Source organism: Roseospira goensis (assembly GCF_014197795.1).
GTDB classification, from domain to species: Bacteria; Pseudomonadota; Alphaproteobacteria; order Rhodospirillales; family Rhodospirillaceae; genus Rhodospira; species Rhodospira goensis.
Genome location: NZ_JACIGI010000006.1, coordinates 40985 through 54179 on the forward strand (window position 1 = coordinate 40985; position 13195 = coordinate 54179).

The following is a 13195-nucleotide window of genomic DNA, read 5'->3' on the forward strand; positions in this document are numbered from 1 at the left end:
GAAGGCCCTGTTGTTTTACCGGCCCATTGAAAACGCCCCTCATGCCGGACAGGAAGGCCCCGTTATCGCGGGGCGTCGGGGCGTGGTCCATGCTCCATCGACACCGCACAGGGGAAGCGAAGATGGCGCCCGGCGCGGGTCACCTGATCGGTCTTCTGGATCTGCACCATCACCGCATGATCGCGCGGTGGCGGAACATTATGGATACCGTTGCGTGTCGGCGCCCGCCGGTCGGGACCGTGGCCGCCGAGATCGCGTTCCTAACCGAGGAGGTGGCCGCGTTCCGGGCCTTCGTCGACCGCCAGGCCGAGGCGCTGGCACCGTTGCTGGACGGCGGGGCGAAAGCCGTCCTGCGGGTCGAGGCGGCGGCCCTGCATGTCGATATGCGCGCCCTGCAGGCTCTGGTACAGCGCCGCGGCGAAGGCGATTCCGCCGTCATGGTGACCCTGGCGATCCTCGGGGAACGCTTCCCGGTGGCGATACATCGCAGCCACGCGGCCTTCCAGCGGGCCGTGACAGAGCGGCACGGTGGGGTGTGCGGGCGTCTGCACGCGCTGCCGTCGCGTGCCGGCGACGACTGACCGGCCGACGGAACGGTCCCGCCTTCTTCCGTCGGCCTTCCGTCGACCGGTCACAGGCGATGACAGCCGAGTGCGACAAACCGAAATCGTGCCGCGATTCCGGTTTGTCGCGATAGTCGGTTGTAAAATCAATAATGTAGAGCCGATCCGCGTTCGAAATCGGCTCTAGGCGCCCATGCGACGGATGCAGACCGGGCGGAAGCGGTTGGCGACGAAGGCGGCGTCGGACAGCGCGGCGTTGGCCGCCGGGTTCGCACCGGTGGCGTGGAAGTCTGAGAACGCGGCCGACTGGTTGACGTAGACCCCGCCGGTGAAGTTCAGCGCCAGGTTGATACCGGCGCGCAGCGCCAGGTCGACCGCCCGGGCCTCCATCTCCGGGTTGACGGTGTAGACCCCGCCGGTGATCGCCCCCTTGGCCTCGACCGTCTCGGCCGCCAGCGTCAGCGCGGCCGCGCCCGACTCGCAGGCGATGAGGAAGGCGATGGGGCCGAAGCGTTCGTCCTCGAACACCGCGCGGTCGGCGGCGGCCAGCGCGACCAGGATCGGTGTGCGCACGGTGGCCTCGGGGAAGCCGGGATGGTCGACGGCACGGCTGTCCAGCACCACGCGCCCCAGGCCGCGGGCCTCGTCGATGCGGGCCAGGGTGTCCGGGTTGCAGATGCCGCCGAGAACCTCCACGGCCCGTTCGGTGTTGCCGAGGAACTTGTCCACGGCGGTGGCGATACCCTGGCACACCTCGTCGAACGACTTGTGGCCGTCCTCGGTCTCGATGCCGTCCTTCGGGATGAAGATGTTCTGCGAGGTCGTGCACATCTGCCCGGAATACAGGGACAGCGTGAAGGCGAGGTTGCGGGTCAGGCCCTTGAAGTCATCGGTGCTTTCGATGACCAGGTAGTTGACCCCCGACTTCTCGGCATAGACCTGCGCCTGCGGGCAGTTCCGCTCCAGCCAGGTGCCGAAGGCCGCCGAACCGGTGAAGTCCACGATCCGCACGCGCGGGTCGGTGCACAGGTCCTTGGCGATCGGGGCGGCGGGATCGTCGGCGGCCAGCAGGACCGTGTTGGGGTCGAATCCGGCTTCGGCCAGGACCTCCCGCGCCACCCGCACGGTCAGGGCCAGCGGCAGCGTCGCGTTGGGGTGCGGCTTGACGATCACCGGATTGCCGGTCGCCAGGCTAGCGAACAGGCCGGGGTAGCCGTTCCAGGTCGGGAACGTGGCGCAGCCGACCACCACCGCGACGCCGCGCGGCACCAGGTGCCACGTCTTGTCGACCACCAGCGGTGGGGCCTTGCTGCCTTGCGGCTTCTCCCAGCGCGCGGACGCCGGGATGGCGGCCTGCTCCGCGTAGGCACAGGCGACCGCTTCAAGACCCCGGTCCTGGGCGTGGGCGCCGCCGGCCTGAAAGGCCATCAGGAAGCCCTGGCCTGTGGTGTGCATGACCGCGTGGGCCATCAGGAAACTGTGGGCGTTGAGCCGATGCAGAATCTCCAGGCACACCCCCGCCCGGGCCAGGGGCCCGGCGTCTCGCCAGGCGGGGAGGGCGGCCTCGGCGGCGCCCAGCAGCGCCTCGCGATCGACGCGCGGGTAGGTGATCCCCAGGTCGAAGCCGAAGGGGGAGCGTTCGCCGCCGACGCGGCCCTCGCCGGCCCCCGGCTGGTCCAGGTCGAAGGGCCGGTTCTGCAGGCCCTGGAAGGCGGTCTCGCCGTCGGCGGCGGCGGTCTCCCCGTACACGCGTGGACTCGGCATCTCCGGGTAGGGCGACCAATAGCCGCGGCTGGTGAGGGCCTCCAGGGCCGTGTTCAGGGTGTCGCGGTGTTTGGCGACGAACAGCTCGGCGCTCATCGGGCGCATCCTCCCTCAATGATTGTTGACTTGTTTGGTCGGGTTTTTCCGGGCGCGCGCGGGACGACGACTGCCGAGCGGCGGCTTCGGCGCGCGCGGATAATCGGCGGGCCTCAGCCCTCCAGCAGCGGCAGCCAGTCCTTCAGCCAATCCACCGCGTCCTCGTCCGGCAGTGGCTGGGTGCAGGCGTCGATCTCCAGGCGCTCGCCGCGTTTCTGCGCGCCGCTGGCGGCCATCAGGGCGTCCATGTCCTTGCCGGCCTTGCAGAAGGTCTCGCCATAGGTCTGGTCGCCCAGGGCGATGATCCCGTACTTCAGGTGCGACAGGTCCGGCGTCTGCGCCTTCAGCGCGTCGGCGAACGGAATGATGTTGTCGGGCAACTCGCCCAGCCCGTGGGTCGAGGTGCAGACCAGCACCGCCGTCCGCGCCGGCAGGGCCAGCGCGTCCAGGTCGCCCGCGTCCTCTTCGACCACGGTGACGTCGTGCCCCAGGCGGGCGAGTTCGTCCCCGACGGTCTCGCCCACCATCTGGGCGTTGCCCGATTCCGTTCCGACGATGACGAGAATGTTCACGCGCGTGTCTCCAGGGCGCCGGCGCCAAAGGTGGTGGTTCCGGGCGCGGCGATTGGCTACGCTCCCTCCGCGGGACGACCGGTCGCGGTCGCCGTGGCGCGGGTCGGCCCGAAAATTCCGATACCAAGTTTCGGCTCTTGTGTCTATTTTTGTATCCCTTCTAAACAGAGTGGGGACGCTCCACGGGACGGGGCTCGTCCGCCGCTCTGCAACGCTCCAGCGCGAGAGACGATCACCATGGGAACGACGGATGCCGATGTGACCGCCCGGATTGCCCGGGGCGAGAAGCTGGCCGATGCGAGCGAGGCCTCCGCCGGCTATCGCGCCGAGTTGATGCGCGTGCTGGCGGTCTTCGTGGACAGCGAGCTGGCCGGGACGGCCGGGCTGGTGCCCTTCATCAACAGCGCCCCCGGCCTGCGCGAGCGGGCCACGGCGGCGCGCATCGTGGCCGAGAAGTTCGACCACGCCCAGACGGTGCTGGAGATCATGGCGCCGTTCGGCATCAACCCGACGCTGTACGTGCGCGCGCACTGCTGGGCCTCGCGCCTGGACCGGGACCTCGACCTGGGCAGCCGCCGGGTCGGCGGCGACAAGCGCCTCAACGTGTTTCACGCGCCGCTGGAGGGATGGCTGGACGCGGTCACCATGAACATGCTGATGGGGACGGCCGTGTCGGTGCAACTCGGCGAGCTGGCGGACTGCTCGTTCCGCCCGCTGTGCGCCGTCATGGGCGACATCGCGGCCCGCGAGGCGGCGCATGCCGCCGCCGGCGAGACCGGCATCGCCCAGGCCATCGCGCGCGGGCGCACCACGGCCGCGTCGCAGGTGGCGGTGGACTACTGGTATCCGCGCGTCGCCCACACCTTCGGGCGCGTCGACTCGTTGCACTTCGAGCGCTACCGGCAATTCGGCCTGCGCCGCCATACCAATGCGGAGCTGCTGAACCGCTGGGTGGCCGGGATCAATCCCCGGCTGACCGCCCTCGGCCTGACCGCGCCGCCCATTCCGTCCTGAGCCCGGCCGACGCCGCGGTCCGGCCGGCGGCTGGTTCCCGCAGGAATTTTGGGGGCGACAGGACTTCGGCGAGGCGCCAAGAAGCGAGACCAAGAAACATCACACAGTTTTCGGCGCCAACCCCGCACAGGCGTATCACGATGCCGCCGTATCAGCATGGGGACGGGCCGGGCCGCGAGCGTCACGAGACGCGCGGTCGCTGTGCCGACAGGGAGGGGACCCCAGCGATCATGTCCGAGCCGACCGTTCTGTTCGCGCGCGCCGACGGCGTCGCCACCGTGACCCTGAACCGCCCCGCCACACTCAACAGCTTCACCGTCGAGATGCACGCGGCGCTGGCCGATGCCCTCAGTGCGATCGCGTCCGACGACACCATCCGCTGCACCCTCATCACCGGGGCCGGGCGCGGCTTCTGTGCCGGCCAGGACCTCAACGACCGCGCCGTGGCGCCGGGGGAGGATGCGCCGAACATCGGCGAGTCCATCGAGAGGCGGTACAATCCGATGGTGCGGGCCGTCCGGGGCTTGCGCATGCCGGTGATCTGCGCCGTCAACGGTGTCGCCGCCGGCGCCGGCGCCAACCTGGCGCTGGCCTGCGACATCGTGCTGGCGGCCCGCTCCGCCCGCTTCATCCAGGCGTTCTGCAAGATCGGGCTGGTGCCGGACTCCGGCGGGACCTGGACGCTGCCCCGCCTGGTCGGGCCGGCGCGCGCCGCCGCCCTGATGATGCTGGGCGAGGCGGTGTCGGCCGAGCAGGCGGCGGAGTGGGGCATGATCTGGAAGGCGGTCGACGACGACACCCTGATGACCGAAGCGACCGCGCTGGCGCGCCATCTGGCGGGGCAGCCCACGACCGGCCTCGCGCTCATCAAGCGGGCTCTGGCGGCGTCGGCTGGCAACACGCTGGACGAGCAACTGGACCTGGAGCGCGACCTCCAGACCCTCGCCGGCGGTACCGCGGACTACGCGGAAGGGGTGCGGGCCTTCCTGGACAAGCGGCCGCCCGCCTTCACGGGGCGGTGACCAGCCCGCTGTCCGCCGTACGCTGCCGGGAGGACCCCGCATCCATGGACAAGGACACCCGTCGGGCGGTCGCCGAGGCCACCACCCGCGCCATGTACCCGCGCGATCACACCGCGCGGCACATGGGGATCGCCATCGAGGAGACCCGTCCCGGCTACGCCCGTGCCGTCATGGAGGTGCGGGACTTCATGGTCAACGGGCACGACATTCTCCACGGCGGCGTGTGCTTCACCCTGGCCGACACCGCCTTCGCCTACTGCTGCAACAGCCACGACGTGGTGACGGTGGCCAGTGCCTGCTCCATCAGCTTCCTGGCGCCCGGCAAGCTGGGCGACCGTCTGACGGCGGAGGCGGTCGAGGTGGTGAAGAAGGGCCGCGCCGGCATCACCGACGTTACCGTGACCAACCAGGACGGCGAGGTTCTGGCCCTGTTCCGGGGCAATTCCCGCACCCTCTCCGGCCGCGTCACCGAGGGAGAGGAACCCCCGCTATGACCACCGACGCCTTCCTGTGCGACGCCATCCGGACCCCCATCGGCCGCTACGGCGGCGCGCTGGCACCGGTGCGCGCCGATGACCTGGGCGTGGTGCCCCTCCGGGCGCTGATGGACCGCAACCCGTCGGTAGACTGGGGGGCGGTCGAGGACGTGATCTACGGCTGCGCCAACCAGGCCGGCGAGGACAACCGCAACGTCGCCCGCATGTGCGCGCTGCTCGCGGGTCTGCCGGAGGCGGTGCCGGGCAGCACGGTGAACCGCCTGTGCGGCTCCGGCATGGACGCGGTCGGCATCGCCGCCCGCGCCATCAAGGCCGGCGAGGCCGACCTGATGATCGCCGGCGGGGTGGAAAGCATGAGCCGGGCGCCGTTCGTGATGCCCAAGGCGGAGGCCGCGTTCACCCGCGCCCATGCGGTGCACGACACCACCATCGGCTGGCGCTTCGTCAACCCGCTGATGCACGCCGGGCACGGCACGCACTCGATGCCGGAGACGGCGGAGAATGTGGCCGAGGACTTCGGTGTGGCGCGCGCCGACCAGGACGCCTTTGCGCTGCGCAGCCAGGCGCGGTGTGCCGCCGCCCAGGCCGCCGGGCGGCTGGCCGAGGAGATCACGCCGGTGACGGTGCCGCGCCGCAAGGGCGATCCTCTGGTCGTGGAGACCGATGAACACCCGCGCCCCGACACCACGCCCGAGGCGCTGGCGAAGCTGAAGGGCGTGGTCAAGCCCGGCGGCACGGTGACCGCCGGCAACGCCTCCGGCGTCAACGACGGCGCCGCCGCGCTGCTGGTGGCGAGCGAGGCCGGCGCCGCCCGCCATGGCCTGACTCCGCGCGCCCGGGTGGTCGCGATGGCGACGGCCGGCGTGCCGCCGCGCATCATGGGCATCGGCCCCGCCCCGGCGACCCGCAAGGTTCTGGCCCGCGCCGGCCTGACGCTGGCCGACATGGACGTCGTCGAACTGAACGAGGCGTTCGCCAGCCAGGCGCTGGCGGTGTTGCGCGACCTCGGGCTTCCCGATGACGCCGAGCACGTGAACCCCAACGGTGGCGCCATCGCACTCGGCCATCCGCTCGGCATGTCGGGGGCGCGGCTGGTCACGACCGCGCTCTACGAACTGCACCGTCGCCAGGGGCGCTACGCCCTGTGCACCATGTGCATCGGCGTCGGACAGGGTATCGCCATGATCCTGGAGCGGGTTTAGGATCGCGCCGCCGGACCGTCCCCCATCGCCCGCCAGCAGACCCGCCCGGACCTCCGGGCCACGAACACAGCACGTTTCCGGGAGGAGACCATGGACCTGACCAAGCGCCCGCTCGAACACGAACTGGACCCGATCGAGCTGGCCACGCGCGATCAGATCGCCGCCGTGCAGACCCGCCGCATGGCCTGGAGCCTGCGCCACGCCTACGAGAACGTGCCGCATTTCCGGGCCAAGTGCGACGCCCACGGCGTGCATCCGCGCGACTTCAAGGACCTCTCGGACCTGGCCCGCTTCCCGTTCACGACCAAGCAGGATCTGCGCGAGACCTATCCGTTCAACAGCTTCGCCGTGCCGATGAGCGAGGTGGTGCGGATCCATGCCTCCTCCGGCACCACCGGCAAGCCCACCGTGGTGGGCTACACCCGCGCCGACATCGACATGTGGGCGACGGTGATGGCGCGCTCGATCCGCGCCGCCGGGGGGCGGCACAACAGCCGGGTCCTGGTTTCCTACGGCTACGGGCTGTTCACGGGCGGACTGGGCGCGCACTACGGCGCCGAGAAGCTGGGCGCCACCGTCATCCCCATGTCGGGCGGCCAGACCGAGAAGCAGGTCCAGCTCATCAAGGATTTCGAACCCGACATCATCATGGTCACCCCGTCCTACATGCTGGTGATCGCCGACGAGATGGAGCGCCAGGGCATGGACCCGCGCGACTGCTCGCTGCGCATCGGCATCTTCGGGGCGGAGCCCTGGACCGGCCAGATGCGGGGCGCGCTGGAGACCCGTCTCGGCATCGACGCCATCGACATCTATGGCCTGTCGGAGGTCATCGGTCCCGGGGTGGCGCAGGAGTGCATCGAGAGCAAGGACGGCCTGCACATCTGGGAGGACCACTTCTACCCGGAGATCATCGACCCCGAGACGGGCGCGGTGCTGCCGGACGGGGAACTGGGCGAACTGGTGTTCACCAGCCTGACCAAGGAAGCCATGCCGGTCATCCGCTACCGCACCCGCGACCTGACCCGCCTGATGCCGGGCACCGCGCGCTCGATGCGGCGCATGGGCAAGATCACCGGGCGCTCGGACGACATGCTCATCATCCGCGGCGTCAACGTCTTCCCGACGCAGATCGAGGAGATGATCCTGAAGGACGCGCGCCTGTCGCCGCACTATCAGATCGAGGTGACGCGCGAAAACCACCTCGACCACGTCACGGTCAACGTCGAGACCCGGCCCGGCCTGGCGGACGAGAGCGCCCGGGATGCCGCGGCGCGTGACCTGCAACACCATATCAAGTCGTTCATCGGCATCAGCACGCGCGTCAAGGTCGTCGAGGACGGCGGCATCGAACGCTCGATGGGCAAGGCCAAGCGGGTCGTGGACCTGCGACCGAAGAGCTAGGGCAGATCGCGCCATACAGCCGATTGCGACAAACCGGACTCGCGGCGCGATTTCGGTTTGCCGCAAAAATCGGCTGAGAATCATAGAGGTCGCGCGGAGTCACGCGATCAATCCGAACCACATCGTGGTTCCGATTTCGAGCGATCGGCGCTAAGGCCGCGCGGATCGGCGCGGGCACCGGACCGGGTGGGTCGGCTGTCGCGCGGTCCGCTCTACCCGGCGAACACGGACTCGCTGACCGCCACGTAGTGGCACACCGCCGCCGCCAGCACGAAGGTGTGCCAGATGGCGCGGTTGAAGCGCAGGCGCTTGGCCACATAGAACAGCACGCCCGCGCTGTACAGGATCCCGCCCGCCAGCAGCAGGCCGAGCGCGGCGGGCGGCAGCGCCGCCACCAGGGAACCGGCGGCGGCCAGGCCGGTCCAGCCGAGCGCGAGGTACAGGGCGAGCGACAGGCGCTCGTATCGGCCCGGGCGCGCGAGCTTCAGCGCCAGGCCACCGACCGCGACCGTCCACACCACCGCGAGCAGGGTGTAGCCGACCGGACCGGCCAGGCTGACCAGGGCGAACGGCGTGTAGGTCCCGGCGATCAACAGGAAGATGGCGGCGTGGTCGAGCCGACGCAAACGCGCCTTCCAGGCCGGCGCCCAGGTGATGTTGTAGGCGGCCGACAGGCCGAAGCTCGCCAACAGCCCAAGCCCATAGATCGTGACGGCCGCGATCACGGCGCCGTCCCCGATCGGCACGGCACGGACCAGCAGCGTGGTGACGGCCGCCAGCGCCAGGGCGACGCTGATGACATGGACGATGCCGTCGAGCCAACGTTCGGAGGGTGTGGCGACAGGGGGCATGCCAACAGGAGACATTGCGGCGCGACCTCTTGCTTGGCTGCACGACTCGCTCGGCGCCTGGGGGCATTCCGGCGGAGACGCCGCCGCCCGATACGAGACCGGCGGGTCCCGGTGGCCGGCGCCCCCGGACCGACACTCTCGCTTTCGCATGGGGTCGGTCGCTAATCAACCCCTTCCAGGTCGGGCAGGTCGTCGTCGTCCGGCAGCGGCTCGCCCTTCTTGTCCTTGAGCCCGGACATGGAGCGCAGCAGCGACAGCGACTTGCGGCGGATGTCGTCGCTGGGCAGACGCCAATAGGCGGTGACCAGCATGATGGACTCGGGGTGGGTGGAGCGGTCGTCGTGCGGGGCGGGCTCGGTGGGCTGGCCGAGGCCGCGCGGCCCCTCGCGCTCCTCGATCTCTTCCTCGATGAAGTCGAAGAAAAAGTTGATGGGCACGCCCATGACCTGGGCGATGTCGTAGAGGCGGCTTGCGCTGATCCGGTTGGCGCCGCGTTCGTACTTCTGGATCTGCTGGAAGGTCACGCCGATGGCCCGCGCCAACTGCTCCTGGCTCATCTTCAGGAGCTGCCGTCGCTGGCGCAGCCGGCGGCCGACGTAGACATCCACGGGATCCGCCTCCGTGCGACGCCCGCCCGGGTCGTCAAAGGTCTGTTCCGTCACAAGTCCATCCCCTCTCCATGGCGCCTGCGCGACGTCCCGGCATGGCGGTCGCAAAACCCGCTAAGGACGTATTGTGGCCATGATGCCCGCTCAGGAAGAAGTGTTGAGCGACCTTGTCTCATGCATCTTATTCTTGCCGTTTCGGGGGCGCTACCCACAAGCGAATTGAGCGCGCTGGTGGAACGGGTGGGGCTTTGGTAGAACGGCGCTCACGTGCTCGGATGCGTCGGACGCCGGCACGCGGGACAGCAGCAGACAGGATATCAGCATGCGCCAGGCCAGCCTCGAACGGGTCACGAAGGAAACGCGGATCGCCGTCACCGTCAATCTTGATGGGTCGGGGGAGTATGACGTGGCCACGGGGGTCGGGTTCCTCGACCACATGCTGGAGCAACTGGCGCGGCACAGCCTGATGGACCTGACCGTACGGGCCGAGGGCGACACCCACATCGACTTTCACCACACCACCGAGGACAGCGCGCTGGCGATCGGAACGGCGGTGTCCCAGGCGCTCGGACAGCGCACCGGCATCCAGCGCTACGGGGATGCGCTGGTGCCCATGGACGAGACCCTGACGCGCGTGGCCATCGACCTGTCGAACCGGCCCTATCTGGTGTGGCGGGTGGCGTTCCCGCGCGCCAAGCTCGGCGACTTTGACACCGAGCTGTTCAAGGAGTGGTTCCAGGCCTTCGCGCAGACGGCGGGGGCGACCCTGCATGTCGAGACCCTGTACGGCGAGAACACCCATCACATGGCGGAGAGCTGCTACAAGGCGCTGGCCCGGGCGCTGCGCCGCGCCACCGAGATCGACCCGCGCAAGGCCGATGCCGTGCCCTCCACCAAGGGGGTCTTGGGCGGCTCGATGTAGCGCGCGCGGCTGCCGCCGTCGCGCGGACCTCACAGGCGCGGCGTCGGGGAGGGGGGCCATGGTGCGTGTCCGGGGGCGTGTCCATCGGTGTATCCGGCGTGGGGAGCAGCAGAAGTCGGCGCAGAGGGGTACGGCGGTGCCCCGGCTGCCGGCGGTGTCGGGGACGGGGGTGCGGCCGGACGGCCGGGCCACGGACCGGCCAGGGCTGGCGGGGCCGCTGTCCACGGGGCCGGGGCGACACCGCCGGGTGCGGCGGCGCCGTAGGCCCACGTCGGCACGGGCGCCGGGGCCGGACCCTGGGCCGGGTGTGCCCAGGCCTGCCATGCCGTCGGCGCCGGCGCGGGGGCCGGGGCCTGCGGGGCGACCTCGACGCCCACATGGGCCAGGGCATCGTGGATCGGGATGAAGAACCCGAGGCCCGCGCCCAGCCTGCGCGACCCCTCGCTGATGATCGCCACCGAGACGGCCACCACGTTGCCCCACGCGTCCACCAGGGGGCCGCCGCTATTGCCGGCGTGGATCGGCGTCGTGGCCTGGTAGACGTCCAGGCCCTTATGCGCGCCGCGCCGGTAGGCGCTGACGATGCCTTGGCTGACGGTCTGGCCGAGGGCGCGCGAGGCCGGCGTGCCGATGGCGTAGGTCGTCTCGGAGACCTGCGCCAGGGTGGGGCGGATCGGCAGCGCCTCGAAGCCGCGGCCGGCCACCTTCAGCAAGGCGACGTCGCGAACCGGATGGCGCCGTTCGACGCGCGCCCACAGCTCGCGGTCGTCGGAAAGGCGGACCCGGAACACCTCTCCGCCCTCGACCACGTGGGCGTTGGTCAGCAGCCAGCCATCGGGGGCCACGAAGAAGCCGCTGCCGTGGCCGGACAGCCCCAGCACGGTGACCGTGGCGGCGCGGAGGCGGTCGACATTCAGGGTCATGGGGGCGCGGAACAGGGCCGGTCCGGTGAGGGTCAGCCGGCCCGCGCCGCCCGGGGACGCCGCCGCGGGGATGAGCGCCGCGGCGCCGACGGCGAAGGCGTCGGCATCCGCTCGGCGCAGGGTTTCGCCCTTGGGAATGCCGGTGACGATCGCGCGCCGGAACGTGTTGTCGGCCGCCAACTGCGCCAGCGCATCGGTGAAGAGGCGGGCCAGCAGGGCGTCTTCGGCGGTGCCGGGGACAGGGTCGTCCAGCCTCGCGGTCGCGCTGACGGTGCCGGTGAAGACGACCTCCCGGGCGATCCGGTCCTGGACCTCGACGGTGAGGTCGGCGTCGGCACGCCCGCTGGTGCCGGCGTGGCGACCGGCGAGCGTCATGTGGCGGCACAGCGCGTAGCGCAGCGTCGTGATCCGGGCGGCCAGCGCGAACTCGGCGTCCCCGGCCGACGCGTCGAACAGGGAGTCGCGGCGGCCCGCCAGCGGGAACCCCAGGGCATCGCCCAGGACATCGACGAAGGCGCCGCGCACGGCGGCTGTGACGTCGCGGGCCTCGGCGGGGTCGGAGGGGGGCTGGCGGGGCGCCGCACAGACCAGGGAGGACCGGTAGGTCCGGCTGACGGCGCGCCGGCCCTGCACCACGTGGGACAGCGCCAGGGTCCCGGCGGCGGCGACCTGGGCCGGGGTCAGCGGGGGCACGTCGGGGGCCGGGCCGGCGTCCCGCACCGCGGAGCCGCCGCCACAGGCCGTCAGGCCGACGGTGCCGACCACGAGCAGCACCGCGCCGACCCGGCCCGGGCGCCGTTGGCAGGTCCCCCGGGAGGCCGCGGTGCGCCGCCGGTCGGCCGCTCTCGGCGCGCGCGACATGCGCGGCTCGCGCACATCCACCCCCATTGGCACCCCCAAGATGCACCTTTTGGTGATACGACTTTTATCGTACACGCAAAACATGGCATCTGTCACGCCCTTTGCGGGCTACACTCGCCCTGAGCAAGGCATTGTCGCGGCGTCCGTCGCGTCATCCCAGCGTTCCGGCGAGGGGCTTTCTCCCGCCCCGGCATCCTGATACAAGCAGGGCGCTGTTCGTCTCCCGCCCGGAGGGTCCACGGTCCCGTCATGAGCGTCGCCATCATCGACTATGGCTCCGGAAACCTGCGCTCCGCCGCCAAAGCGTTCGAGCGCGCGGCGCTGGAAAGCAAGTCCGCGGCCCGCATCGTCGTCACCAGCCGGCCCGACGACGTGCGCCGGGCTGATCGTGTGGTGCTGCCCGGCGTGGGCGCGTTCGGCGACTGCAAGCGCGGCCTGGACGCGGTCGCCGGCATGGCCGAGGCCCTGACCGAGGCGGTCCGTGACCGCGGCCGTCCGTTCCTCGGCATCTGCGTGGGCATGCAGCTCATGGCCCGCGAGGGCCACGAACACGGCACCCACCCCGGCCTGGGCTGGATCGACGGCGTGGTGGATCCCATCCGGCCGGCCGATCCGGCCCTGAAGGTGCCCCACATGGGCTGGAACACGCTGACCCTGACACAGCCCGATCACCCGGTGCTGGCGGGGGTGCACAGCGGTCAGCATACCTATTTCGTGCACTCCTATGCCGTGGTGCTGGACGCGCCGGATCAGGCCCTGGCGACCACCGACTACGGCGGACCGATCACCGCCATGGTGGGCCGGGACACCATGGTCGGCACGCAATTCCATCCCGAGAAGAGCCAGGCCACCGGGCTGCGGCTGATCGCCAACTTCCTGCGCTGGACGCCGTGACG

Annotated in this window: 13 protein-coding genes; 8 read left to right on the plus strand and 5 right to left on the minus strand. The window is 70.7% G+C overall.

Going from position 1 to position 13195, the window contains the following annotated elements; genetic code table 11:
- Positions 1–122: 122 nt before the first annotated feature.
- On the plus strand, positions 123–581 hold the full coding sequence (locus GGD88_RS05130) for a hypothetical protein (protein ID WP_184432404.1): 459 nt from the start codon (positions 123–125) through the stop codon (positions 579–581).
- A 165-nt stretch (positions 582–746) separates the two neighbouring features.
- On the opposite strand, the gene paaN is transcribed toward GGD88_RS05130, so the two are convergent.
- Positions 747–2423, minus strand: coding sequence for a phenylacetic acid degradation protein PaaN (gene paaN / locus GGD88_RS05135; protein ID WP_184432405.1), 1677 nt, complete (start codon positions 2421–2423; stop codon positions 747–749).
- 113 nt (positions 2424–2536) lie between these two features.
- Positions 2537–2995, minus strand: coding sequence for a flavodoxin domain-containing protein (locus GGD88_RS05140; protein ID WP_343056276.1), 459 nt, complete (start codon positions 2993–2995; stop codon positions 2537–2539).
- Positions 2996–3232: 237 nt separating this feature from the next.
- On the opposite strand from GGD88_RS05140, the gene GGD88_RS05145 reads away from it, so the two are divergent.
- From GGD88_RS05145 to paaK, 5 genes are all read left to right on the plus strand, one after another.
- The gene (locus GGD88_RS05145; protein ID WP_184432406.1) at positions 3233–4009 is read left to right on the plus strand and encodes a Phenylacetic acid catabolic protein; all 777 of its coding nucleotides are present in this window, start codon (positions 3233–3235) and stop codon (positions 4007–4009) included.
- A gap of 230 nt (positions 4010–4239) precedes the next feature.
- Positions 4240–5031 carry a 2-(1,2-epoxy-1,2-dihydrophenyl)acetyl-CoA isomerase PaaG gene (gene paaG, locus GGD88_RS05150; protein ID WP_184432407.1) on the plus strand — a complete coding sequence of 264 codons (792 nt, stop codon included), beginning with the start codon at positions 4240–4242 and terminating at the stop codon, positions 5029–5031.
- A gap of 44 nt (positions 5032–5075) precedes the next feature.
- Positions 5076–5525: a hydroxyphenylacetyl-CoA thioesterase PaaI gene (paaI, locus tag GGD88_RS05155; RefSeq protein WP_184432408.1), complete on the plus strand. Its 450-nt coding sequence runs from the start codon at positions 5076–5078 to the stop codon at positions 5523–5525.
- Positions 5522–6730: a 3-oxoadipyl-CoA thiolase gene (gene pcaF, locus GGD88_RS05160; protein ID WP_184432410.1), complete on the plus strand. Its 1209-nt coding sequence runs from the start codon at positions 5522–5524 to the stop codon at positions 6728–6730. Before paaI ends, pcaF begins: the two co-directional genes overlap by 4 nt.
- A gap of 90 nt (positions 6731–6820) precedes the next feature.
- Positions 6821–8134, plus strand: a complete 1314-nt coding sequence (gene paaK, locus GGD88_RS05165; protein WP_184432412.1) for a phenylacetate--CoA ligase PaaK — start codon at positions 6821–6823, stop codon at positions 8132–8134.
- A gap of 212 nt (positions 8135–8346) precedes the next feature.
- Here the strand turns inward: paaK and trhA are convergent, their stop codons facing one another.
- Together trhA and GGD88_RS05175 are read right to left on the minus strand one after the other, a co-directional pair.
- Positions 8347–8985, minus strand: a complete 639-nt coding sequence (gene trhA / locus GGD88_RS05170) for a PAQR family membrane homeostasis protein TrhA (RefSeq protein ID WP_184432413.1) — start codon at positions 8983–8985, stop codon at positions 8347–8349.
- A gap of 161 nt (positions 8986–9146) precedes the next feature.
- Positions 9147–9593: a helix-turn-helix domain-containing protein gene (locus GGD88_RS05175; protein ID WP_343056277.1), complete on the minus strand. Its 447-nt coding sequence runs from the start codon at positions 9591–9593 to the stop codon at positions 9147–9149.
- 322 nt (positions 9594–9915) lie between these two features.
- Between GGD88_RS05175 and hisB the strand changes: the two genes are divergently transcribed.
- Complete coding sequence (hisB, locus tag GGD88_RS05180) at positions 9916–10515, plus strand: imidazoleglycerol-phosphate dehydratase HisB (protein ID WP_184432415.1); 600 nt, start codon at positions 9916–9918, stop codon at positions 10513–10515.
- Positions 10516–10544: 29 nt separating this feature from the next.
- Here hisB and GGD88_RS05185 read toward each other — a convergent pair whose 3' ends face one another.
- The gene (locus GGD88_RS05185; RefSeq protein WP_184432417.1) at positions 10545–12299 is read right to left on the minus strand and encodes a S1C family serine protease; all 1755 of its coding nucleotides are present in this window, start codon (positions 12297–12299) and stop codon (positions 10545–10547) included.
- Positions 12300–12548: 249 nt separating this feature from the next.
- On the opposite strand from GGD88_RS05185, the gene hisH reads away from it, so the two are divergent.
- Positions 12549–13193, plus strand: coding sequence for an imidazole glycerol phosphate synthase subunit HisH (gene hisH, locus GGD88_RS05190; RefSeq protein WP_184432419.1), 645 nt, complete (start codon positions 12549–12551; stop codon positions 13191–13193).
- Positions 13194–13195: the final 2 nt, after the last annotated feature.